The organism is Extibacter sp. GGCC_0201, assembly GCF_017566055.1.
Lineage (GTDB): Bacteria > Bacillota > Clostridia > Lachnospirales > Lachnospiraceae > Extibacter.
The window spans coordinates 46,958-72,072 of sequence record NZ_JABFCH010000005.1; the positions used below are offsets into that span (position 1 = coordinate 46,958).

Annotated in this window: 20 protein-coding genes; 4 read left to right on the forward strand and 16 right to left on the reverse strand. The window is 50.2% G+C overall.

Going from position 1 to position 25,115, the window contains the following annotated elements; genetic code table 11:
- The first annotated feature begins 156 nt into the window (after positions 1 to 156).
- Together HJV72_RS04715 and HJV72_RS04720 are read left to right on the forward strand one after the other, a co-directional pair.
- On the forward strand, positions 157 to 1,650 hold the full coding sequence (locus HJV72_RS04715; RefSeq protein WP_208069132.1) for a DUF1846 domain-containing protein: 1,494 nt from the start codon (positions 157 to 159) through the stop codon (positions 1,648 to 1,650).
- 101 nt (positions 1,651 to 1,751) lie between these two features.
- Complete coding sequence (locus tag HJV72_RS04720) at positions 1,752 to 3,359, forward strand: CTP synthase (protein WP_208069134.1); 1,608 nt, start codon at positions 1,752 to 1,754, stop codon at positions 3,357 to 3,359.
- A gap of 57 nt (positions 3,360 to 3,416) precedes the next feature.
- On the opposite strand, the gene HJV72_RS04725 is transcribed toward HJV72_RS04720, so the two are convergent.
- From HJV72_RS04725 to leuS, 11 genes are all read right to left on the reverse strand, one after another.
- A complete protein-coding gene (locus tag HJV72_RS04725; RefSeq protein WP_208069136.1) occupies positions 3,417 to 4,097 on the reverse strand; it encodes a YoaK family protein in 681 nt (226 codons plus the stop codon).
- 18 nt (positions 4,098 to 4,115) lie between these two features.
- Positions 4,116 to 7,286, reverse strand: coding sequence for an AAA family ATPase (locus HJV72_RS04730; RefSeq protein ID WP_208069138.1), 3,171 nt, complete (start codon positions 7,284 to 7,286; stop codon positions 4,116 to 4,118).
- On the reverse strand, positions 7,283 to 8,452 hold the full coding sequence (locus HJV72_RS04735) for an exonuclease SbcCD subunit D (protein ID WP_208069140.1): 1,170 nt from the start codon (positions 8,450 to 8,452) through the stop codon (positions 7,283 to 7,285). Before HJV72_RS04735 ends, HJV72_RS04730 begins: the two co-directional genes overlap by 4 nt.
- A 42-nt stretch (positions 8,453 to 8,494) precedes the next feature.
- Complete coding sequence (gene proC, locus HJV72_RS04740; RefSeq protein ID WP_208069142.1) at positions 8,495 to 9,271, reverse strand: pyrroline-5-carboxylate reductase; 777 nt, start codon at positions 9,269 to 9,271, stop codon at positions 8,495 to 8,497.
- Between the two features lie 37 nt (positions 9,272 to 9,308).
- Positions 9,309 to 9,911: a pentapeptide repeat-containing protein gene (locus tag HJV72_RS04745; protein WP_208069144.1), complete on the reverse strand. Its 603-nt coding sequence runs from the start codon at positions 9,909 to 9,911 to the stop codon at positions 9,309 to 9,311.
- Positions 9,912 to 9,941: 30 nt separating this feature from the next.
- On the reverse strand, positions 9,942 to 10,268 hold the full coding sequence (locus HJV72_RS04750; RefSeq protein WP_208069146.1) for a hypothetical protein: 327 nt from the start codon (positions 10,266 to 10,268) through the stop codon (positions 9,942 to 9,944).
- A gap of 43 nt (positions 10,269 to 10,311) precedes the next feature.
- Positions 10,312 to 11,019, reverse strand: coding sequence for a DUF5131 family protein (locus HJV72_RS04755; RefSeq protein WP_208069149.1), 708 nt, complete (start codon positions 11,017 to 11,019; stop codon positions 10,312 to 10,314).
- 20 nt (positions 11,020 to 11,039) lie between these two features.
- On the reverse strand, positions 11,040 to 11,768 hold the full coding sequence (locus HJV72_RS04760) for a hypothetical protein (protein WP_208069151.1): 729 nt from the start codon (positions 11,766 to 11,768) through the stop codon (positions 11,040 to 11,042).
- Positions 11,752 to 12,606 carry an ATP-binding cassette domain-containing protein gene (locus HJV72_RS04765; protein ID WP_208069153.1) on the reverse strand — a complete coding sequence of 285 codons (855 nt, stop codon included), beginning with the start codon at positions 12,604 to 12,606 and terminating at the stop codon, positions 11,752 to 11,754. Before HJV72_RS04765 ends, HJV72_RS04760 begins: the two co-directional genes overlap by 17 nt.
- Positions 12,607 to 12,611: 5 nt before the next feature.
- Positions 12,612 to 12,815: a hypothetical protein gene (locus HJV72_RS04770; RefSeq protein ID WP_208069155.1), complete on the reverse strand. Its 204-nt coding sequence runs from the start codon at positions 12,813 to 12,815 to the stop codon at positions 12,612 to 12,614.
- A gap of 337 nt (positions 12,816 to 13,152) precedes the next feature.
- Complete coding sequence (leuS, locus tag HJV72_RS04775) at positions 13,153 to 15,576, reverse strand: leucine--tRNA ligase (protein ID WP_208069157.1); 2,424 nt, start codon at positions 15,574 to 15,576, stop codon at positions 13,153 to 13,155.
- A 171-nt stretch (positions 15,577 to 15,747) separates the two neighbouring features.
- Between leuS and HJV72_RS04780 the strand changes: the two genes are divergently transcribed.
- Together HJV72_RS04780 and HJV72_RS04785 are read left to right on the forward strand one after the other, a co-directional pair.
- Positions 15,748 to 16,170 (forward strand): hypothetical protein, encoded by a 423-nt coding sequence (locus HJV72_RS04780; protein ID WP_208069159.1) that lies wholly within the window; start codon positions 15,748 to 15,750, stop codon positions 16,168 to 16,170.
- A gap of 106 nt (positions 16,171 to 16,276) precedes the next feature.
- Positions 16,277 to 17,452: a CapA family protein gene (locus HJV72_RS04785; protein ID WP_208069160.1), complete on the forward strand. Its 1,176-nt coding sequence runs from the start codon at positions 16,277 to 16,279 to the stop codon at positions 17,450 to 17,452.
- 63 nt (positions 17,453 to 17,515) lie between these two features.
- Here HJV72_RS04785 and HJV72_RS04790 read toward each other — a convergent pair whose 3' ends face one another.
- The 5 genes from HJV72_RS04790 to HJV72_RS04810 form a co-directional block, all read right to left on the reverse strand.
- On the reverse strand, positions 17,516 to 18,448 hold the full coding sequence (locus tag HJV72_RS04790; RefSeq protein WP_208069161.1) for an AEC family transporter: 933 nt from the start codon (positions 18,446 to 18,448) through the stop codon (positions 17,516 to 17,518).
- Entirely contained in the window at positions 18,448 to 20,079 is a 1,632-nt protein-coding gene (locus tag HJV72_RS04795; RefSeq protein WP_208069162.1) for a CvpA family protein, read from the reverse strand. Before HJV72_RS04795 ends, HJV72_RS04790 begins: the two co-directional genes overlap by 1 nt.
- A gap of 28 nt (positions 20,080 to 20,107) precedes the next feature.
- Positions 20,108 to 21,553 (reverse strand): TrkH family potassium uptake protein, encoded by a 1,446-nt coding sequence (locus tag HJV72_RS04800; RefSeq protein WP_208069163.1) that lies wholly within the window; start codon positions 21,551 to 21,553, stop codon positions 20,108 to 20,110.
- Positions 21,554 to 21,570: 17 nt separating this feature from the next.
- Positions 21,571 to 22,929, reverse strand: coding sequence for a Trk system potassium transporter TrkA (trkA, locus tag HJV72_RS04805; protein WP_208069164.1), 1,359 nt, complete (start codon positions 22,927 to 22,929; stop codon positions 21,571 to 21,573).
- A gap of 105 nt (positions 22,930 to 23,034) precedes the next feature.
- The gene (locus HJV72_RS04810) at positions 23,035 to 25,113 is read right to left on the reverse strand and encodes an elongation factor G (protein ID WP_208069165.1); all 2,079 of its coding nucleotides are present in this window, start codon (positions 25,111 to 25,113) and stop codon (positions 23,035 to 23,037) included.
- Positions 25,114 to 25,115 lie beyond the last annotated feature (2 nt).

Below are 25,115 nucleotides of genomic sequence, written 5' to 3' on the forward strand. Positions count from 1 at the left end.
CTGCATCACTCTTTCATTATACGGACAGCCTACTTATAAATCAATAAAAACATTATGAAAAGATTGTAAACTTCCTATATCTTGTAGTATACTTGGAATGAGATTGCTTATACTGATGTAATAGCTAATTTGAAGGAATTAAGAGGGAATTTACGAATGAAAAAAGGATTTGACAATGAAAAATACTTGCAAATGCAGTCAGCCCATATCCGGGAACGCATCGACCAGTTTGACAACAAGCTGTATCTGGAGTTTGGAGGAAAGCTGTTCGATGATTACCATGCCTCCCGCGTACTTCCGGGATTTCAGCCGGACAGTAAGCTGCGTATGCTCAAGCAGCTTTCCGACCAGGCAGAAATCATCATCGTAATTAGCGCTGAGGATATCGAGAAAAACAAAGTCCGCGGCGACCTTGGCATCACCTATGATTCCGACGTCCTGCGGCTTATGCATGCCTACCGTGAAAACGGACTCTACGTCGGCAGCGTCGTCATCACGAAATACAGTGGGCAAAGCAGCGCAGATCTGTTTAAAAACCGGCTGGAAAAACTGGGCATAAAAGTATACCGGCACTATGTGATATCCGGCTACCCATCCAATGTACCGTTCATCGTCAGCGATGAAGGTTATGGCAAGAATGATTTTATAGAGACGTCGAGGCCTCTCGTTGTCGTCACCGCCCCGGGACCCGGCAGCGGAAAGATGGCGGTATGCCTGTCCCAGCTCTATCAAGAACATAAAAGAGGGATAAGCGCAGGTTATGCCAAATTCGAGACATTTCCCATCTGGAACATACCACTGAAGCATCCGGTCAATCTGGCGTACGAGGCAGCCACCGCAGACCTTAATGACGTCAACATGATCGATCCCTTCCATCTGGAAGCATATGGCAAGACAACGGTAAACTATAACCGTGATGTAGAGATATTCCCTGTGCTGAACGCCATGTTCGAGCGCATTTACGGAAAGAGCCCATACAAATCGCCGACCGATATGGGTGTTAATATGGCCGGCAACTGCATCTGTGACGATGACGTGTGCAAAGAAGCGTCCTGCCAGGAGATTATCCGCCGCTATTACGACTCTCTCCGGAGACTGCTCGTCGGCGCCTGCCCGGACGACGAGGCTTACAAGATAGAGATGCTGATGAACCAGGCCGGCATCACGGTCCGTGACCGTCCGGTCGTGAACGCCGCATTGCAGCGGGCCCAGGAGACAGGCGGCCCGGCAGCGGCACTCCAGCTGCACGACGGGCGTATGATTACCGGCAAGACGTCAAACCTGTTGGGCGCGTCCGCAGCTCTTCTGCTCAATGCACTGAAAGAGCTGGCTGGCATTGATCACGAGCTGCATGTCATATCGCCGGATGCGATCGAGCCGATCCAGAAGCTGAAAACCCAATATCTCGGAAGCCGCAATCCACGTCTGCACACGGATGAAGTATTGATTGCCCTTTCGGTCAGTGCCGCAAATGACGAGACTGCCCAGCTTGCGCTTGACCAGATTCCAAAGTTAAAAGGCTGCCAGGCCCATACGTCTGTCATGGTAGGTTCTGTAGATATGAAACAGTTCAAGAAGCTGTCCATCCAGGCCACCTTCGAGGCAAAGTTCGAAAAAAGTTCTGTATTTTTTAACGGGAAAGGTATATAATAGATAAGTATTTTTTTCACCAACATTACATAGCCTAAGCTAAAGATATCAATTGCGATAAGATTAGCTTAGGCTAAAACATTTTATACAAGGAGGAACATATGGCAGTAAAATACGTATTCGTTACGGGCGGAGTCGTGTCAGGACTTGGCAAAGGGATTACGGCGGCCTCTCTTGGGCGGCTTCTTAAGGCCCGCGGCTACACAGTGACCATGCAGAAATTTGACCCTTATATCAATATCGATCCTGGTACGATGAACCCGGTACAGCACGGCGAGGTATTCGTGACAGACGATGGTGCGGAGACGGATCTTGACCTCGGGCATTACGAGAGGTTCATCGATGAGAGCCTGAGCAAGAATTCCAATGTAACTACCGGCAAAATCTACTGGTCCGTACTCCAGAAGGAACGCCGCGGCGATTTTGGCGGTGGCACCGTACAGGTGATTCCTCATATCACTAATGAAATAAAAGGGCGATTCTACCGCAACCCATCCGCAGAGAATACGGAGATAGCCATAATAGAAGTAGGGGGGACCGTCGGTGACATCGAAAGCCAGCCTTTCCTCGAGGCAATCCGGCAGTTCCAGCACGAGAAGGGACGGGACAATGCCATGCTTATCCATGTCACGCTCATCCCCTATCTGCGTGCCTCGCAGGAGATGAAGACGAAGCCGACGCAGGCAAGCGTAAAGGATCTGCAGGGGATGGGGATCCAGCCGGATGTCATCGTCTGCCGTTCCGAATACCCCCTCGATACGGGCATCAAAGATAAGATTGCCTTGTTCTGCAACGTCCCGGCGAACCATGTGCTCCAGAACCTGGACGTGGAATACCTCTATGAAGCCCCGCTTGCGATGGAAAAAGAAAGGCTGGCCAATGTCGTGTGCGAATGTCTGAACCTTCCGTGCCCGGAGCCAGACCTGAAAGACTGGGAGGAAATGGTCGATTATCTGTGCCATCCCAACACAGAGGTTACCATCGCACTGGTGGGCAAATATATCCAGCTTCACGATGCCTATATCAGCGTAGTCGAGGCGCTGAAGCACGGCGGAATCTTCAGCCGAGCAACGGTAAATATCAAATGGATCGATTCCGAGACAGTGCATGCAGACAATGCAGACGAGCTTTTCCACGATGTAAGCGGAATCCTCGTACCGGGCGGTTTCGGCCACCGCGGGATAGACGGCAAGCTGGAAGCCATACGGTATGCACGTACGCACAATGTCCCCTTTCTCGGTCTCTGTCTCGGCATGCAGCTCTCCATCGTAGAGTTCGCCCAGGATGTGCTCGGGTATAACGATGCCCACAGCGCAGAACTGAAGCCTGATACGACGCACCCTGTCATACACATCATGCCCGACCAGATCGGTGTGGAAGATATCGGCGGTACGCTGCGGCTTGGCTCTTACCCATGCGTGTTGGACAAGACATCCAAAGCTTACGAATTATATGGCAGGGAAGAGATCAAAGAGCGCCACCGCCACCGTTACGAAGTGAACAACGACTATCGGGAAGCGCTTACAAGCCACGGCATGAAGCTGTCCGGCCTCTCACCAGACGGCAACATCGTGGAGATGATAGAGATTCCTGGACATCCGTGGTTCATCGCAACCCAGGCACACCCGGAATTAAAATCGAGGCCAAACCGGCCGCATCCACTGTTCAAAGGCTTCATCGAAGCAGCATTAAATTATCAGAATAATTGATAAATTTTGAAAGGGGTCAGACCCCCGTGTACACGGGGGTCTGACCCCTTTCAAAATTCAACGAATTGTCAGACACATTATCACGAATACGATACCCAGGAGTATGCAGCAGCACCATATGCTCTGTATCCCCCACAGCAATGCAAGGATTGTTCCTGCCACCGCCCCCAGTATGAACAGCAGGATGATACCGAAGTAGTGTGCGGCCTGTATTCCGGCTCTTTCATCTTTATTCATGATGAACTGGAAGATTTTCTCGGTCCCGGACCGCAGGTTTCCGGTACACATAGTCGAGGCGTACGGCAGGTTTTTCATTCTCCGAAAGCTGTTGACCTGCAGGGAGCAGACGAATGAGATGGTCACATTTACCACGCTGTCCGGCACAGTACCAGGCACAAATCCTATAACTATCAACAATATAATTTCTATCGCTATTATCCAGTGTTCGTATATATCAAATTCTTTCTCTGTAAAATGCTTTTTAAATACCTCTGTTATGAATACTCCGAGAGCAAAAGCCAATATCGGTATGATGCAGTACCCTGCCTGGCGGTATCTCCCCTGAGCCGCGTATATGCCGAGCAATACCATGTTGCCTGTCTGCGCGTTGGCAAATACGCCTCCCCTGAGCATATAGGTGTATGCGTCCAGAAACCCTCCTACGATGGCAAGCAGCGCCGCTATCCTGAATGTCTCGTGAATAGGCACTGCAGCCGCGTGTGGCCGCCTTTGTTTCATTGTCTTCACTCCCATCTTTTAGTCAAATGACCAGCGTATACTGCTGCCTTTTTCCGTCTTGGTCACTACGAGCTTACAATCAATCTGCTCTTTCAGTTCATTCACATGTGAAATGATTCCGACAAGCCTGCTGTCTCCCGCCAGCTCGTTCAGAACCCTGATAGCCTTTTCCCTCGACGTATCATCCAGGGAACCAAAGCCTTCATCCACGAACATCGTATCCAGATGAACTGCTCCTGCCGTATTTTGTACAATGTCTGCCAGGCCAAGCGCCATGCATAAGGCTGCCATGAATGACTCGCCGCCCGACAGCGTCTTCACGTCGCGCACCGCACCGCTGAGCAGATGCAGGACATCCAGATCCAGCCCTGCCTGTCCCTGGCTCCCAAGACTTTTCATATCCCTGCACTGCAACAGGAATCCGTTGTCTGTCATCTGCACAAGCCTCTTGTTTGCCGCATGGATGATTTGTTTAAAATACTGCCGCTGTACATACGTTTCAAAATCCAGCTTGACCGAGCCGCTCAGATTCCCGTTGGCCGTACGGCTCAGGTTACCGACCAGCTCATAGTGTTTCTGCAGCCCGCCCTTCCGTTCAAATGTCTTTCTGAGTTCTTCTTTTATCTCCCTGTTCCTGCCGTTTATACTGCCGAGACGGATCTGCTCTCCTCTCAGTCCTTCCAGCACTCCGGCGAGCCTATCTGCCTCTTCTACAAGAACTGCCACATCTACCCTCTTCTTCCCTTCTACCTGGGTGCCGAGTAGCTGAAGGGCGGCTTTGTTCTCTTTGACCTGTGCTTCGTAACGTTCGAGGGAGGCTGCCATCTCCTCCTTCGTATCTAAGAGCTCCTTTTTCGTCTCATACTCTTCTTCTTCGAATTCCTCTTCTGCCAGAGCATGCCTGTATGCCTCTTCTGCCTTTTGGCACAACATTTCCAACTGTTCCCTGCGTTTTAATTCGCCGTCCCGCTCTCCCTCAATCCTTTTTAGCTCGTGCAGAACCTTCTGGTGCTGTTCCCGTGCCAGTTTGAGATGATTCCTTAATTCTTCAAGCTGATGAGCTGCCTCCTTCTGTCTTGTTTCAGCCTCTTCTTTCGAGGGGAAATCAAGCTTCTTCTTCCATTCTTCTGCCAATGCGCTCTGCCGGCCGTACTTTCCCTCCAACTCCAGCAGCCTCCCGGCTATCTCTTTTATCTCGCTCTGCTTCTGTACAAGCGTATGCTCTGCCTCTTCATATTCTGCGCACACAAAGCCATGACGGCTCACATTCCTTTCTGTCTGCAGAAGCGCCTGCTTTATATCTGCCAGATTCTTAACGCAGGCTTCACCTGCTGCCTTGATTCTTCTCTCCAGATCAGGAAGATTCTCCCTGCAGTCTGAAGGCTGCTCTATATCGAACAGCTTCGCATACTCCCTGGCAAATAATTCTCTTTCCGTCCGAAGCATTCCGGCCGCCTCCCGCAGGCTGTCTGCCGCAGCCTGGCGAATCTTTTCCGCATTATCCTTCGATTCCTTTGCCTTCTCGACCTCTTCCTGTGAAGGGGCAGATTCCGAGAGCCGCGCAGGATCCGGATGTTCGCAGGAGCCACACACAGGACATGGGCGCCCACTAACGAGACTGCACGACAGTATACCTGCCTGTTCGTTCAGAAATGCCCGGTATTTTTGCTCGTAATGCTCCAGCTCATCCCGGTAAGCTGACGAGCATTCCTCCTCATGCCGCTGCTTATCTTTACATTCCATGACAAGCTGCCTGATATTCTGGGCCGCCTGTTCCAGCGCCTCGACTTCCTGCGCCCTGTCGGCCAGCGCTTTTGCCTTTGCGGTCAGGCGCTCCTTTTCCGCCGGGCTGCAGGACAGCTCTTCCCGTTCTTTCTTCAGGCTTTCGCAGTACGCCACAAGTCTTTGCTCTTCTTCCTCCGCCATAGCAGACTGGTTTCTCGTTTCATCCAAAAGCCCCGCCAGCCTTCCCGTCTCCGCTTCATATTGCTCCAGCTCATCGTACTGCTGCATCGTGTCTTTCAGCCGCATGAATACTTCCATATACGCAGGCTCCTTTCGCCTGAGTTCTTCCTCCGCCTGTTCTTCTACTGCCGCCGCTGCATGTGCCGACTCCTCCGCTTCCTTTCCTTTTCTCTCCAGCCGGATGAGGTTCTGGGCGGACTCCGCTGCCGATGCCTTTATACTATGGAGCTCCTCCTCTTTCAAACGTACCCTTTCCATCCTCCGGGCGCAGGCCACGTCCGCCGCCATCTTACGGTAAGCGTCTTTCTTATCCAGGAGCATCTTTTCCTCTTCCCCCGCCTCTTCGTAAGCCTGGAACAGGCGGTTCAGCGTCTCCCCCTCTTTCATTGCGCCGTTGATTCTATCCAGCTGCTCCTGCAGACGGGCTGCCTCCTTCTTCTTCTCCTTCTCTCTCTCGGCTCCTTCTCTAATGATAAGCCCGAGCAGCCGAAGCGTCTCCTCCCTGTCCGGTATGGGTAGCATCTTTAGAGCCTCCCATTCCTCGCTGTACCGGCTGTCTGCACCGCATTCTGCCCTTTCCGCCTCCCGCCGTACATTGTTCGTATTCTCCTCCAGCTCACTGTACAGTTGTGACGCCTGCCGTTTCAATTCCTCCTGCACACGGTAATATAGCCGTGTATGGAATATTTTCGTAAATATTTTCTTGCGTTCCTTAGACTCTGCATGCAGCAGCTTCAGAAAATCCCCCTGTGCTATCATCGCTATCTGGGTAAACTGGTCCGCGTCCAGTCCGATGATATCCGCAATCTTCTGGTCAATCTCCCGCTTCCTGCCATGATATGCTTTACCGTCCGGAAGCGTGAGCTCAACCTTCGGGGCTTCCCTTACGAGACGGGGAGACCCGTCTGCATGACGCCGCCTGCCAAGCCGCATATACTCCGGATTCCTCCGGACGGTATATACATCCCCGTGGTAAGAAAATGTATACTCTACATAAGTCTCCACCTCTTCGGAAGCATATTGGCTGCGCATCATGCTGCCGTCCCGTCTGCCGCCGCTTGTCTGGTCATAAAGCGCATAGGTGACCGCGTCAAATATAGTCGTCTTTCCGGCTCCCGTATCTCCCGTAATCAGAAATATCCCCGCCTGCACTTTGGTGAAATCAAGCACTGTCCTGCCTGCATACGAACCAAAGGCCGACATTACTAATCTCAATGGTTTCATCTGCGGTTCTCCTCTTCTCCTGCCCAGTCTATTACCTGCTCCAGAATCTCTTCTTCCTCATCGTCCAGCTCTCTTCCCTGCATCTTGGCATAAAAATCGGCAAATGCATCCATAGGGCTTTTCCACACAAGCTCTTTGTCAAATTCTGTCAGCTTCTGCCGGATCCGTTCGTTGTCAAGGCGCACTTCCAGGATATGGGAGTATATCTTCTCCAGCTGTTCCTTCGGCTTATACGGTTCTGTCTCGTCCGTCAGTGTTATGCTCACGTAATCATCCCGGCCTTCCTCTTGCGGCTGGCTGAGAATATCCTGAAGCTTACCTCTCTTGTTGCGAACGTCCCTCACCGGGTGAAGGGGCAGTCTGACAACTTCGGCTTCTTCCCCTTTTTCCCGCAGAATAACCATAGCAAGCGATTTATCATGTCCGCTCTCACTGACGGAATACTTCATAGGAGTGCCACAATACTGTATATGGCTTACTCCCACCTTCTGGGCCCCATGCAGATGTCCAAGCGCCACGTAATCGAACGGCTTTAGCGGACCCGTATCCACGTTGTCGGTACCGCCCACCGCAATGGTCTCAGAATCGCATGTGCCGGGCCTGATTCCATCCCCTGTATAGAACTGGTGGGATATAAGCACATTCCTGCGCCCCGCATAGTCAATGTCCTCCCGTTCTATGAGCATACGTATGGCGTCGCTGCTGCTTTCAGGCCCACATCCTTCCCATACGTTCCTTACATAGGAGGGCTTTAAAAATGGAAGCAGATAAAAATCCACTTCCCCATATTCATCCGCCAGCGTCACCTTGGAAATATGTTCCCCACCATGTTCGGGTGCGTTTCCGGCAACATAGATATGATGCGCCTTCAGAAATCCGGATGCATAGCTGAGTCGTCCCGGCGAGTCATGATTCCCGCTTATTACCAGTATCGGAATGGATGGCTCTATTGCGGACAGTGCCGTCAGAAATTCATCAAATACCGTGACCGCCTCGGCAGACGGTACGGACTTGTCGTATATGTCTCCTGCAATGACTACGGCATCCGGATGCAAGTCTGCCGCATACGCGGCTATTTCTTTGAGCACCTTCCTCTGGTCGTCAATCAGGTTATAATGATGCAGCTGTCTGCCTATGTGCAAATCAGATAAATGAAAAAACCTCAACGTCACCACTCCTTCTTCCGTCCTTACCGCATAGCGGCGGCATCAGCCTTCTATCTCGTCCACCGCACGGATGACCGCATCCCTGAAGCCGGCTCGTTCCAGCGCGGACACGCCTCTTATCGTCGTCCCGCCGGGGGAACAGACGGCGTCCTTCATCTCGCCCGGATGCTGCTTCTTCTCCGTGTACAGCTTCCCGGTCCCACAGAGCATCTGGGCGGCAAGCTCATATGCCGTACGTCTCGGCAGGCCGTATTTGACCCCTGCGTCTCCAAGCGCTTCCAGAAACATGCTGGCAAATGCGGGGCCGCAGCCCGCCACGGTACCAGCCGTTCCTACAAGTTCCGTCTCGACAGGCTGTACCAGTCCGATGGCAGAAAACAACGTGTAGAATGCCTCATACTCTTCTTCCTCAAGCGAATGCCTGTCCTCGCATACGGTGATTCCTTCCCCTACGGATACCGGAGTGTTCGGTATCGTGCAGATATAGTGGACGTCTGTACCCAATATGTCCCTGAACGTGTCAAATGTATAACCGGCCGCTATGGAAACGACGATTCTGCCTTTCAGCGACTTTGCAAGCGGGCGTATGACATCCGCCACCATAGCGGCTTTCAGCGATATGACGACCATATCTGAATGTTCAATCACATCTTCGTTCGTCCGGCACGGAATACATCCGAATCTCCTGCAGTTCTTCTCAAGCCGCTCATAATTCCCGCCGCTTGCATATATGTCTCTTCCTTCCAGCGCCCCGCTTTTGAGGAATCCTTCTATCATAGCCTGCGCCATGCTTCCCATCCCTATAAATCCTACCTTCATATCCTGTCTCCTCTCGCATCTATATTTTCTAACCACGTCATATGACTTTTACACCGAGCAGCTTTACAAGTTCTGCCGCCTGGAACATATTGACCTTCATTCCCTGGAGCTCCCGATGCTCCTCCGAAACGGTGATACCTTCTATCACGCTGTCGGAAAAATCTATATCTTTCAGAGACGTCCGGAAAAAATCTGTCTTTGATAAATCCGACTTTTCAAAACGGACCTTCCGAAATCGGACTTCTGAAAAGAAAGATTCCCGGAAGCCGCATTCCCGCACGCTGCATCCCTCCCACGAAGAGCCTGTGAAATTAGTGAGATCCAGACGGCAGTTCTCCAGTTCTACATGCTTCAGAACCGCCATATCTAATTTAGCTCCGTTCCCTTTGCATTCCTTTATAGCCGAATCCTTCCAGTAGCTTCCGCCGAACCGGCAGTTGGAAAAATCACAGTTATCAAATTCTGCGCTGTAAAATCCTGCCCCGCTGAAATCACAGCCAGTGAACCTGCATCTCATGAATTTGATATGAATGAATTCTATTTTCCGAATATCCTCTTCCGTCAGACATTCATCCTTGTACTCCCTGTCCCGCAGCGGATACTCATCCGTCCGGGCATACGCTATATCTTCTGCAAGCATGTTTCAGCTTCCTCCATCTGAGCGTTATAATTATTTCTTGTACTTTTCATCAATCTTATTATGATACCACATAACCCACGCTATGCCAACCGTACATGCCAGCACAAAGAAGATCAACGCCGCCTGCGGATACCAGAACTCTACCAGACCGGCAATCCAGAACAGCACGGAACTTAGCCGCCACATTCTGCCATTAGCCCTGTTAAAGGCAGCTACGTCACTTACCTCGTCAGGCGATATATGCTCGCCTGTCCAAAACCACATTGGCCTCTTCCTGCGCCGGGCATATATGCCAAGCCCAACCAGCATAGCCCCCACTGCCCACATGACAGCCGGATAAATCAAATTGTACTTCATTCCCAACACACCTCCTGCATCATTATTATATAAACAGGCTGCCTCAGCAATCGATACCGGCCTTCCGTGCCTGGCTGCCCAATTCCCGGACATTGAGCGTATATTCTCTGCCGTCTTTTATAAAATGTGTCCCGCACTGCCGGAACTCAAAATGGACCCCCGCACTGATACACTGCTCTCTGACAGCAAGCACCCATTCATAATCAAGCGGCCTTGCATTCCGGTCCGACTCGCCTCCGACAACGACCAGCTCTACTCCGTCCAGATACTTCCGGATATCGATTCGCTCTATCAGCGGCTGGCAGATAATATTCTTATGCCTGATTGGGAGGGTCTTGAAAAAAGAAAGCCTCTCGTCTGCCCTCGCTTGATTCTCCACCGTACAGCCAATCGTCACGTTCTCATACCCGTCCCCCCAATCGTCAGGGATGCAGTTCCAGAAGCGCTCGATCCGCTTCGTCAAAAAGAGGAAATGAAGGTCTGGACGCTCCCGCATCATCTCCCAGCATTCCTTCCTCCACTCGTCTGCCTCCCCGATAAAAAAATCGGTGGAGAAGCATACGTAGACCGTCTGTCCCGGCTTCATCTTATACTCCCCTTTTTTGGTCTTTCTTACCGGGGCATCGAAGCCGTCCAGTTTTACGATAGCTCCGGTGTCCATCCCTCTTTTCGCATCTCCCTTATGAATATAACAGAACTTGCAGCCTTCGCTGTATCTGTGGCAGCCACGCCATGGATTCCACATCGCCATGACACCTCATCCCCCTTATCTTAAAATTTTCTTTTTTGGCATATGCAGCTTTTTATAACAGTAAGAACCGCTCCATATCCGACAAGTGCCATGAATATGAGTCCGGTCTGTAAGATCCGGAATTCATCCACATTGCCATATATATATGCTATCCTGTCCACTGGTGGCAGAATCCATGCCACATACTTAAGGAATGGAATCTCCTGTACAAGACCAGTTCTGACTACCGTCAGAACCGAGAGCAGCACCGTAAGTACGACCGCAAGCTTCCGGTCCTCCATCACTCTCGGATGCAGCAGGCTTCCTAAAGCACCTCCCGCAAATGAGCAGCCTGCCACAAGGATAAAAGCATTCAGCACGTCATACGCCGTAAGCGGCCTTAGAAACAGCCCCTTATGGTTCAAAACATTCTGGATGACAGGAAACAGCACGCATACGGCGCTCACTAGCAGACCGAGCATCGCCAGAATGATTGAACGGCTTATATAATAGCACAGGCTGCTTCTGACACGCAGCAGCTGAATCTGCTCCATCACCGGATTTTCATCCGCTGATACACTGAGCCCCGCCCAGACAAGGACGAAGAATACGAGGTAGGACGCCATTACAAAGCTGTCCACGATGCCGACCGGCATGATGGTATACATCGTGTACTGATACGCGATAATGACCACAAGCGGCATGATGAACTTGTTCCCTTTAAAGTAGATGTGCAGCCCGTATCTTGTCAGTTCAGCTATCTTCTTCATTATACATCCCTCTCAGTCTCCAGCCACGGGAAAGCAGCCCCGGCAGTATACGGTCACATTCCGTCTCTTCGGCCTTCAGCCTGTAGTAGCGGCCATATTTCGTCATACGCCCGTCAGCCTCCAGGCCTCCTGCATTTTCCAAAATGACGGTACACATTTTTGTGCCGGCAGGCTCATAGTCTTCCAGTCTTCCCTCCCGTATGGTATATACGTCTTGTGCAATGGCATTCACTATATGCTCTTCGTGGCACGACAGCAGTATCGTCACATCCTCCCCGCGAAGTTCGTTCGTCTTCTCAATCAGTACCTTCTGGGACTCCTTGTCCTGTCCAGACACCGGTTCGTCCAGCAGCAGAACATCGGGCCTCGTCATGAACGCCTGAATCACCCCTACCTTCTGAAGCGTACCTTTCGAGAGGGACCTCATGGGCACATCCAGCAGCTCGCCAAAAAAGAAGTCCTCTCCGAGCGATGCTATCCTTCTTCCGGCCTCATCCCTTCTCATGCCGTCAAGAATGCCCATGTTCAGCAGATACTGCCTTGCAGTCACCGGTGTCGGCGGGAATTTCTCAGGGATATAATGAAACAGCAGCCCAGGCGCCTGCACGGCTCTTCCGTCCGACGGTACCGTAAGACCCGCGATTATCCGAAGCAGCGTACTCTTCCCACAGCCGTTATGTCCCACGAAGGCCACCGCTTCTCCCCGATGGAACACCTTGTCTATATGATTCAGAACAAGCTTGTCTCCGTAGCTTTTCGTAACATTTTCCAATCTGATAATCTCCATAAATACTCCCCGTTCCTTATCATTCCCTCTGATTCCTTCCGTCAAGGCCATCTATATCATATATCCCCGGGACACTCCGGCCTCTCTTCAGCTACACCGCCGGCCTTCTTCTTAATCTCGATACCTTCTACCTCGAAACAGGTAATCCACGGATACTCTACATAGCGGACCATTATCTGCCCTGGAATGATGATACCTTCTTTGGGATAATATACATTGCCCAGTTCACTTTCGTCTACGTCGTATCCTTTTTCCAACATAACATCCTTGTCCTCGTCGGTAAAGCTTACCGACATCTCCTTGTACGGAGGGGCACATCAGCTCGTGATGTCTTCTATGTTCAGCACGACATGTTTCCACCCGTACTTCTGCATATAAGCCTTGGCGTTATCGTCTATTACTACCATCGTCCTGCCATCCCTTTCTCCTCTTAAGATTACAGTCTGCTACCTTTCATAATACAGAAACTTCGACCGGCTAGCAATGGTAACCGGACCGCAAATCCGTATGTTATAAAAGACGCAGATAATGTCTCCACTATCTACGCCTTATTCCACCTCTGCTTTGAAATAGTTACCCTATCTTCTTTCGATTGCTTTATTTCTGGACGATATTGATAATCTTCTTCGGCACATAGATTTCCTTGACAACCGTGCCTGTCAGCTTGTCGGCTACAGCCGCCTTGCCTGCAGCGATGGCATCTTCCTTGGACACATCCGCGGGTACCGTAACGACGGCCCTTGTCTTACCGTTGATCTGAACCGGAACTTCCACTTCATCATCCTTCATGGCATCGGCATCATATGAGGGCCATCCGGCGTGGAAGACGCTTCCTTCATGTCCAAGCTGCTCCCAGAGCTCCTCCCCCATATGAGGGGCAAACGGTGCAAGCAAGATTGCCAGAGTTGACAGTGTCTCCTTGTCTACTCCGCCTTCCTTCCTGGCGATGTCAATCAGCTTGTTGTTGTGTTCCATGAATCCGGAAATCACAGTATTAAGGCTGAAGCTGTCCAGGCGCGTCGTAATGTCATAAACCATCTTATTGCGTACCTTTATCATCTCCCTGGTCGCTTTGATGTCTTTGTCCCTGCTGTCCATCACGAGATTCCAGGCACGCTTCAGGAAACGGTTCACGCCGTCGATGCCGCGGTCGTCCCACTCGGCATCCAGCTCCGGAGGACCGACGAAGAGCTCATACATTCTCAGTGAATCACATCCGTAGTCTCTCACCAAATCGTCCGGTGATACTACATTCCCTTTCGACTTGCTCATCTTGATGCCGTTCTTGCCGGTAATCATACCCTGGTTGAACAGCTTTTTGAACGGCTCATCAAAATTAACGGCTCCGATGTCACAGAGGAACTTTGTATAGAAACGGGAGTACAGCAGGTGAAGAACCGCATGCTCCACACCGCCGATATACATATCTACCGGGAGCATCTCATCTGCTTTTTCCCTCGATACGAGCGCTTCGCTGTTATGATTGTCCACATAGCGGAGGAAATACCAGGATGAACCTGCCCACTGAGGCATCGTGTTCGTCTCGCGCTTCGCCGGCTTGCCACATACCGGACACGTACAGTTCACCCACTCGTCGATGCCGGCAAGGGGAGACTCGCCTGTGCCGGTCGGTTCATACGACTCTACGTCAGGCAGCGTCAGAGGAAGTTCGTCTTCCGGTACCGGAACTGCACCACATTCCGGACAATGGATGATGGGAATCGGCTCGCCCCAGTAGCGCTGGCGTGAAAACACCCAGTCTCTCAGCTTATAATTGACAGTAGCTTTTCCGATTCCACGCTCTTCTATCGTATGTGGCGCTTCCTTTTTCAGAACAGCGGACTCCATACCGTTCCACTCGCCGGAATTAATCATCGTTCCGTTCGCTTCGGTGTAGGCTTCCGTCATATGCTCGATTTCTTTTCCGTCCTTGGCTATGACCTGTACGATTGGTATGCCAAATTTCTTCGCGAACTCAAAGTCACGGTCATCGTGGGCAGGAACACACATAATCGCCCCGGTACCGTAATCTGCAAGTACATAGTCGGACAGCCAGATAGGCGTCTTCTCTCCATTGAGCGGATTGACTGCATAGCTGCCGGTAAATACACCGGTCTTTTCCTTATCCTGCATACGATCCACATTTGATTTCATCGAGGCATCATAGATGTATTTCTCAACCGCATCTTTCGTCTCGGGAGTGGCAAGGCTTGCTGCAAGCTCATGCTCCGGCGCAAGTACCATGAACGTCGCACCATACAGCGTATCCGGCCTCGTCGTGTATACGGTAATCTTCTCTTCTCTTCCATCCACCGGGAAATCTACTTCTGCACCGTATGACTTGCCGATCCAGTCTGCCTGCATCTTCTTGACCTTTTCCGGCCAGTCCAGCTTGTCGAGGTCATTCAGCAGACGTTCCGCGTAAGCGGTAATCTTCAGCATCCACTGGCGCAGGTTCTTCTTCGTTACCTCTGTGCCGCAGCGTTCACATTGGCCGTTTACAACCTCTTCGTTAGCAAGGCCGGTCTTGCAGGAAGGACACCAGTTGATAGGAAATTCCTTTTCATATGCCAGACCTTCTTTGAACATCTTCACGAATATCCACTGTGTCCACTTATAGAATTCCGGGTCTGTCGTGTTCACTTCCATATCCCAGTCGTATAAAGCCGCAATCTCATTAATCTGGCGTTTGATGTTTTCCACATTCTCCGCCGTAGATTTGGCCGGGTGCACTCCCATCTTGATGGCATAGTTTTCCGCCGGAAGGCCGAAAGCGTCCCATCCCATCGGATGGACAATATAATATCCCTGTAGTAATTTATATCTGCTCCAGACGTCAGAAATCACATATCCTCTCCAATGCCCCACATGAAGCCCGTTTCCCGACGGGTATGGGAACATGTCCAGGCAATAATATTTCTGGCGTTTTCCATTCTCATCTTCTTTGACATTCACCGGGGCCTGTCCCCATCGCTCGCGCCATTTTTTCTCTATTGCCTTATGATTATAAGGTGTGCTCATGGTTCATTCCTCCTATTTTAACACTATTTCTAATTGTACCACATGCGTTTTTCGTGTCAAGTTATTACCCGCAATTTATTTCACTTTTCTGGTTGTCTATCATGCCGAATTCATGTATAATAAAAGACAAGAAAATACGTATGTCAAATACATAAAAAAGGAGTGTTTCCCATGGTAAATTTATTGATTGGCCCGAAAGGCAGCGGAAAGACACAGCAGATGATCGAACAGGCTAACAGCCAGGTGAAAGTCTGCAACGGCAATGTAGTATTTATTAAAAAGACACATCGTGATACGGCAAGCGTGGCGTTTGATATCCGCACAATCTGTATGGATGACTTCAAATCTATCGAGAATATTGATGAGTACATCGGATTTTTATATGGCATGTATAGTTCCAACCACGATATCGAATGTGTATTTATCGACGGACTTTTAAAACATGCCGATATTTCATTAGGCAACGTACCAGAATTTATTGAGAGGCTGAAAAAGGTTTCCAGAGAATGCGACATTGAATTCTACGTAAGTCTCAGTGCTACGAAGGATGAGCTGTCCGGAATAGACATGGCAGACTGTACGTTATTGAACTAGGCTATGGAGGCGATGTTCCAAAGATATATTTTATCTGTAACTACATAAATAAGAGAATGCAGGGCAGTTCAGGTATGAACTGCCCCTTTTACAAGAGAAAAAAATTATGAGTGGGATTAGAGACGCAAAACGAAAAAGGGACAGGCGCAGGAAGCAGAGGAAGCTGACGTTGATGCTCGGCGCCCTCTTCACCGTCATATTGTGTGTTGCGGTCATAGCCGGCGTAAAGAGCATGATTACGAAGAACACGCCCGAAAGCGGAAAGAAGGCGGCAGAGAAAGAGGCAAAAAAGAAGGACAAACCTGACACGTCCAAAGTAGAGATAAAAAATATTGTCATCAATACGAAAAAAGATAAAAACGACTCTGACAAGTCTACAATCATCACTGTCAGCTCCGTCGGCGACTGTACGCTCGGCACGGATGTGAACTTCAACCCCGACACGAGCCTGAACGCCTATTATAATGCCCGGGGCGCCGACTATTTTTTCCAGAACGTACGGCCGATACTGGAAGCGGACGACCTGACCATCGTCAATATGGAAGGAACGCTTACCACGCAGGAGCAGCGCGAAGATAAGACGTACGCGTTCAAAGGACCGCCGGAATATGCCGCTATCCTGACCGGCGGCTCGGTGGAGGCAGCTAACCTTGCCAATAACCACAGCCGGGACTACGGTGAGAAAAGTTATACGGATACTATTACAGCACTGGAGGATGCCGGAATCGCCACCTTCGGCTATGAGCGGGCGGATGTGGTGGATATCAAAGGGGTCAAGGTCGGGCTGACAGGCATCTATGAACTGGCGGAACATATGGAAAAGAAACAGCAGGTCAAAGAGAATATCGCAGCACTTAAGGAGGCCGGCGCACAGCTTATCATCGTCAACTTCCACTGGGGCATCGAGCGGGAATATGTCCCGAACGACACGCAGAAAGCACTGGCACGTCTGGCCGTCGACGAAGGGGCCGATCTTGTCATAGGACATCATCCGCATGTGCTGCAGGGCGTGGAGAAGTACAAAGGAAGGTATATCGCCTACAGCCTGGGCAACTTCTGCTTTGGCGGAAACTCCAACCCGGAAGATAAGGATACGATGATATTCCAACAGACATTCACCATAACAAAGGACGGCGTAAAAAAAGACGAAAATATCAATATGATACCGTGTTCCCTGTCATCGGCGAACGGTTATAACGATTACAGTCCGGTTCCGCTGGAAGGTTCAGAAAAAGAGAGAGTATTGAACAAGATAGAGGAATATAGTCAGGCAATTGATTGAATTTTGAAAGGGGTCAGACCCCTGCTGCGGCAGGGGTCTGACCCCTTTCAAAATTATAACAAATTACACTAAATATTCGTACAATAATGTCACGGCCGGCAGCGTTATGATGCAGAAGATGATTGACATTACATTTATGACGCTTGCATACATCGCGTCCTTATTATATATCTGTGCCAGCTGTGTCACCATCGCCGCAGCCGGAGCAGAACCCGCCAGCAGGACCACGAGCAGTATGTACTCCGCATCTTTATGAAGCCCCTGCATACCGGCGAAGCAGAATACTGCGATGAACAGCAGGGGGAATGCAATCAGCCTGATGAAGCAGATGAAATAAGGCCTCTTCTGTCGGAATACCCATTTCAAGTCGATATTTCCTATTATCATTCCGATGACGAGCATGCTGGCCGGCCCTATCATATCCGCGAAGCCCCCGATACAGTCCCGCAGTGGAACCGGAAGGCTTACGCCGCCTGCAAAGAGGATTACTCCGACAAATATAGCTATTATGTTGGGGTTCAGAAGTATCTTCTTATAATTCTTCTGTGGCTTACGGTCAATGACCCCGATTCCATGCGTCCAGAGCAGCAGCGTCTGCACGACCATATATGCGGCCGAATAGAACACCCACTCCTGGCCGAGTACAGAAGATACGAGCGGAACGATCAGATTGCCCGAATTGGAATAGATTATCGACATCTTCTCAATAGGATTCAGGCACAACGGCTTCTGTACAAGCCGCGTCAGGCCTACAAGAAGGGCGTGTACGATAACAGCTCCTGCTGCTGCCAGCAGGAGCCCCATTATCTTATCTTTTGTCAGTGTTATCTGAAAAGAGTTCACTACTACGCAGGGGGAACAGACATATACTACGATATTGGACAGGACCTTGCTGTCCTTCGACTCAAACAAACCGGCTTTGACCAGCACATAGCCTGCCGCCATCATCAGGAACAGGGCTACGATCTGTTCAGCCAATAATATACTTAGTTCCATTATTCCTCCGTTTTCGTATTATCCTCTGTCTTTCCTTCCGAAAGAGACATTACCGTGTTGGCCTTCTCCCCTTGCTTATACTCTATCGTGACTTCCTGTCCTACGTCGTATTTGACGATATCGATAAAGTCGACTACAGATACATCAAATATCTCATCTGAGCCTTCCAGCATAACATAATAGTGGGACGAGCCTTCGATAACCGCCTGGGCAATCTTTGTTATCTTTCCGGTGGCTGTCATCACTTCTCTCGTATCCTTTTCCGCCTCTTTCACGCCATTGCTCAGCAGCAGTTCGAGATAGTTCTCCTCACACTGGCTTACGCTGTCTCCGATTGCCACGATCTGGTACTTCTGTACGTTTACCATGGCATACTTCTTCACAAGCCCGGCATCATCCTTCAACGCCATAAAATAAGTCGGCTCATCTGAAATATTCAAGAGCAGCGGGAAGGTCGATGTATATTTCAGGTTCTGTACCTGCCCTTCCGCCGATGACATGGCCGATGTCTCCGTGGCACCTTCCACCTTATAATACTTCGTCTCCATCGTCCTCTGGTTGGACAGAACGAACCCGACATTAGACTGGTCTCCGTTCACGGAAGTGACGCCTGTATACATCCACACATCATCGTCAAGCGCCAGATAATTATAGCCGTCTGTCGTCTTCAGACAGTCCTTCTGCCCCAGTACGCTGTTAAAAAAGCCATGCTTCAGTGTTCCGTAATAGTCGAACAGATCCACGAGCAGATCGGCCGAATAGGCACGGTCCACCCACTGTGGTACATCTTCGATATCATACTCTTCCGTCTCTCCGGTAATTGCATTGCAGAGCACGACCTTGCCTACCGTCTCTCCACCGAACAGGCCGATGTTGAACTTCTTGACCGGAGCAATCCAGAATGGAGTCCCCTCTTCGTCTATCTCAAAGCTCAGGTCATCGTAGATATACGTAGGGTGTGCAAATCTCAGATGCCGGTATATATTCCGGTTAAAATGCTCGCTCGTCGTATACTTTATCCCTTCTTCTAACTTGACCAGCTCTGTGGACTGGGTCGCCATATTGATACGGATATAAGCCGGGATTCCATTGGACCGGTTCGTGAACCATTTGATGACGCTTGCATATTTCAAAGGCGTCACCCGTACCGGGTTGCCTTTGTAGTTGATCTGGCTGTATATTTCATCCGCCTCGAACTGGGATACCATGTCCACCATGCTTCCCATCTTCCTGTCGCCGAGGAGTTCTGCCGTATCTTTATCCAGCAGGGGGATCTTGTCAAAGGACAGTTCTTCTACGTCTTCTGCGAACTCTCCTTCTTCCACCTTCATCAGCTTCTGGTACTTCTTGGCATTGATAATTGGGGAGGATAACAGTGCTCCTATGAGATATATCACGCCTACGCCAAGAACAAGAAATCCAAGCGTCTTCATCACTTTATTCTGCTTCAGCTCCCCTCTGCCAAGCTTTTTGCGCACTGCATACAGCACAGCCGCGGCCGCCAGCAGGAACAGGACGAAAAACCAGACATCGGTAGAATGGATGTTGATAGCAGGCAAAGAGACGTAATAATACAGGCCTGCTGCCAGTATGATAATGATTGCGATAATAAGTTTCCTAGACTTTTTCATAAACTTCTCCTTCTCTTGATTCCCGACTCTAGAACTTTCTCCTCCATGCGGACAGTGTAAACAGCATCAGGAACGGGAATATCTCAAGCCTCCCTGCCAGCATGTCAAAACAAAATACTATCTTGGACAGTGGTGAAAATTCTGCAAAGTTGCCTACCGGTCCCACATCATTGATGCCGGGGCCGATATTATTCAGCGTCGCCATGACTGAGCTGAATGTAGTTCCAAAATCCAGGTTGTCGATGGATATGAGCAGTACAGACCCCACGACAATCCCCATATATGCCAGCAGATAGATATACACGACACGGAGCACGTCCGGCCCAATCTTCTTGCCGTTAATCTTGATGATATTGACGGACTTCGGATGCAGCATCTGCTTTATCTCCCGTCTGATGCTCTTGATGACGATCATGAAACGGGATATCTTGATACCGCCGCCGGTGGAAGACGCACAGGCTCCGATAATCATAAGCAGCATCAATATGCACTGCGACAGCATCGGCCATCCATTATAGTCAGCAGTCGCGTATCCGGTAGTCGTTATGATAGAGGCCACCTGGAACGCCGCGTATCGGAACGCTTTCAGCGGGCTTGGGAACTGGCCGCTTATATTCAGCGTTATGATGGCAATCGCACCGGCTATGATTCCAAGATACACCCTGAGCTCCTCATTCTTCCATACGGATTTGGCCTCGCCGAGCAGAAGGAGGAAATAGAGGTTGAAGTTAATACCGAACAATATCATAAAGACGGTGATGACACCATCGATATATGCGCTTTCAAAATGCCCGACGCTGGCGGAATAATTTGAAAAGCCGCCGGTTCCTGCTGTTCCGAATGCATGAATCAGACTGTCAAACATGTCCAGCCCGCCGCATAACAGAAGTATGACTTCTATGAGCGTAAGCCCGAGATACATCGCGTATAATATCCGTGCTGTGGACATCATCTTCGGCACAAGCTTGTCCTTCTCCGGCCCCGGCACTTCAGCGCGCATCAGGTACATCGTATTGTTCTTATCCAGACTAGTGAGCACCATGACAAACACGAGCACGCCCATGCCGCCGACCCAGTGTGTAAAGCTCCTCCAGAATAGCATGCACTGGGGAAGAGCCTCTATATCTGTCAGTATAGAAGAGCCCGTCGTAGTAAAGCCGGATATCGTCTCAAATACCGCGTCCAGATAATAAGGGATACTGCCGGACAGCGTAAAGGGCAGGGCTCCGAACAAGGACCAGAGAATCCAGGCGCTTGCAACGATTATCATGCCCTCTTTCCCGTATATCGTACGGTTCTGAGGCTTGCGCTGCCCTGCGATAAAGTATATGACAAGCAGTACCGCCGATACGGGCAGAAAATAGACAGCGTCCCTCTCTCCGTAGACAGCGCCCACCAGTGCCGGAAGAAGCAATAGAATCGCCTCCACACCAAGCATCTTGGCCAATATAAAACGTATCATTTTAGTATTCATAACTCTCCCCAGGCTCCCTATGCAAGTATATCGCTCAAATCGTTGATGACATGTTCTTTTGTAATGATAATCACGCTGTCTCCGACTTCCAGATGGTCTTCCCCTCCCGGAATGATAATCTTCCTTTTACGCCCGATGCAGGCGATAAGGTTATTCGGCTTCGTCGGCAGGTCTTTCAGCGGTACGTTCGTATATATGCCCTCTTTTTTTATGATGAACTCCTGCGCCTCTATCTTGCCGTTAATCAGCCGGTACATCGTCTCCATGTTCACGCTTCTGGCCGAATTGTTTCTTGCCCTCACGTATCCAAGTATGGCATCTGCGGTGGCACTTTTGGCTGAGATGATGCTGTCTATCCCAAGCCCTTCCACCATCTGTGCTCTTGTATCTTCATTTACCTTCGCTACTATCTTGTTGACCCCCTGCGTCTTGGCAAACAACGCCATGATGATATTTTCCTCATCCATGCCGGTCAGGGCAACTACCGCATCTGCACTCTGGATCCCTTCTTCGAGAAGCAGCTCATGGCTTGCCGCATCGCCGTGGATGACTGTCGCACGCGGCAGATTCTCGCAGAGTACTTCGCACCGCTTCTCGTTTTTCTCGATGATCTTTACCTGCATACCCGCCTGCAGCAGCTGCCCCGCGAGATAGAAGCACACATGTCCGCCTCCGCAGATTAACACCTTCCTCACCTTTGTCGTCTTCCGGCCAAGTGCGCAGAAGAACGACTTCAGCTCCTGGTGAGCCGCCGCGATATGCAGCTTGTCACCTTTTTCCAGTACGAAGTCACCATCCGGTATAAACACTTCCGTTCCTCTTTTTACCGCGCATACGAGAATCTTTATCTGATATTTCTGGTATATTTCAGCAAGTGACAGCCCCACGAGATGACTCTCTTCGCGGACAGGGAATTCGACGAGTTCCACCCTTCCCTTCATAAATGTCTCCACTTTGCTCGTCTCGGGGAAAAGCAGCACCCGCGCTATCTCATTGGCCGCCGCCAGCTCCGGGTTTACCGCCATGCTTAGGTGAAGGTCTTCCTTGAGCAGATCAATCTGCCGGTAATAGACCGGATTTCTGACCCTCGCAATCGTATGTTTTGCGCCAAGCCTCTTCGCCAGCAGGCAGCTGAGCATATTGAGCTCATCCGTGGACGCGCAGGCAATGACAAGATCTGCATGGGGCACATCGGCCTGCTTCTGAATCTCTACATCAGCTCCATTTCCTGTAATACAGAATATATCCAGCTGGTTCAGTGCCTCCTTCAGCTTTCCTTCATTCTGGTCAATCAGCACAATGTCGTAATTCTCTTCGGATAACTGAGAAGTCAGCTTATGGCCGACTTTGCCGTCACCTATGATTACTATTTTCATTTTCTATTCCTCTTATATATTCTCTAATGTTTTCGGTATAGCATAGAGATTATAGCACTTTTGTATTAAGAAAAAAAGCCCTTAAGGGCTTTTCTTCTATAATTATTAATCGCTCTCAGCAGCACGCTTTGCAACTTCAGCTTCCTGGATATCAGAAGGAGCCTGCTCATAGCGGCTGAATTCATATTCATACGTGCCTCTTCCGCCTGTCATAGAGCGAAGGACCGTACAATAACCGAACAGTCCTGTCATCGGTATGTCGGCTTCAATCACCTGCCGGCCCCCGGCTATCGGATTCATGCCGAGCACTCGCCCGCGGCGCTTGTTCAGGTCACCCATGACGTCACCGGTGTAATCATCCGGTACCGTGACTTTCAAAGAGGCGATCGGCTCCAGCAGCACCGGGGCAGCCTCCATGAAGCCTTTCTTAAATGCCTGCACAGTGGCAGTCTTGAACGCCATCTCAGAAGAGTCGACCGGATGATAGGAACCGTCATACAGCGTTGCCTTGACACCGACTACCGGATAACCGGCGAGAGGCCCCTTGACGATAGAATCCTGAAGTCCCTTTTCCACTGCCGGGAAGTAGTTCTTCGGTACGGCTCCGCCGACAACCGTCTCTGCGAATACAAACGGCGTCTCCAAATCTCCGGACGGTTCGAATGTCATCTTGACATGACCATACTGGCCGTGCCCGCCGGACTGCTTTTTATATTTCGTATCTACATCGGATTTCTTCTTTATCGTCTCGCGGAAAGCAACCTTCGGCGTATCCAGGCTGATCTCGCACTTATATCTTGCCGCAAGCTTGCTTGCAGCTATATCAAGATGCTGGTCGCCCATGCCGTAGAGCAGCGTCTGCCGGTTCTCGCTGTCGTTGACAGCCTTCAGCGTGACATCTTCTGCCATCATCTTCTGGAGCGCCTGGGATACCTTATCTTCGTCCCCTTTATTCTTGCATATATACTTCATATATGTATACGGCTTGGAGTATTCTGTCCTTCCGTACAATACAGGGGTCCCTTTCGCAGAGAGCGTATCTCCGGTCTTCGTACTCGTAAGCTTGGCAATCGCCCCGATGTCGCCTGCAAACATCTCTGTTACTTCCACCGGCTTGTTTCCTACCATCGTATATATCTTTCCAAGCTTCTCTTCCGTATCTGAGTCTGCATTATAAAGCACATCTTCACCTTTCAGTACGCCGGAACACACTTTGATAAAAGAATACTTTCCGATGAACGGATCCACCATCGTCTTAAATACGTAGGCCGACTTCGCTTTAGCGAACTCGTAGTTGGCCTCGAATATCTCATTCGTCTTGCGGTTGATGCCCGCGCATTCTCTGTTGGCCGGGCTTGGGAAAAACCTTACGATATCTGACAGCAGATTGGCAACGCCCTGGGCCTGGATATTAGATCCCATGGATACCGGTACGATGCTTCCGTCCATAACTTCCGTCCTCATAGCCGCACGTATCTCTTCCACGGAGAATTCCTCCCCGGCGAAGTAACGTTCCATGAATTCATCACTCGTCTCGGCAACTGCCTCAAGCAGCTTTTCCCGGTATATTTCAAGGTTTGGCTTGCAATAGTCAGGAATCTCGCACTCTTCGCGCTCACCGATTCCCGTATAGCGCCTGCCTGCATTTTTTATGACGTTGACATAGCCTACGAGCTTTTCATTTTCACGAATCGGCTGGAAATGAGGAGCTATCACCTTCCCATATCTGTCTGTGAGCTCCTGCACCACTTCGCGGAAGCTGGCGTCGTCCACATCCATCTCTGTTACATATACCATGCGCGGCAGATTATATTTGTCGCACATCTGCCATGCCTTTTCTGTCCCTACCTGGACTCCCGCTTTTCCCGATACTACGATGACCGCCGCATCCGCCGCACTCACCGCTTCCTCCACTTCGCCCACGAAGTCAAAGTATCCCGGAGTGTCAAGTATGTTAATCTTGGCCTTCTCCCACTCGACAGGCACTAAGGTCGTACTAATTGAAAATTTACGTTTCTGTTCTTCTTTATCAAAATCACTAATCGTGTTGGCATCCGATATCTTTCCCATCCGATTTGTTGCTCCTGATACATAAGCCATAGCCTCTGCAAGGCTCGTCTTACCGCTTCCTCCGTGCCCCAAAAGGACTACGTTTCTAATCTCATCCGTTCTGTAAACCTTCATAA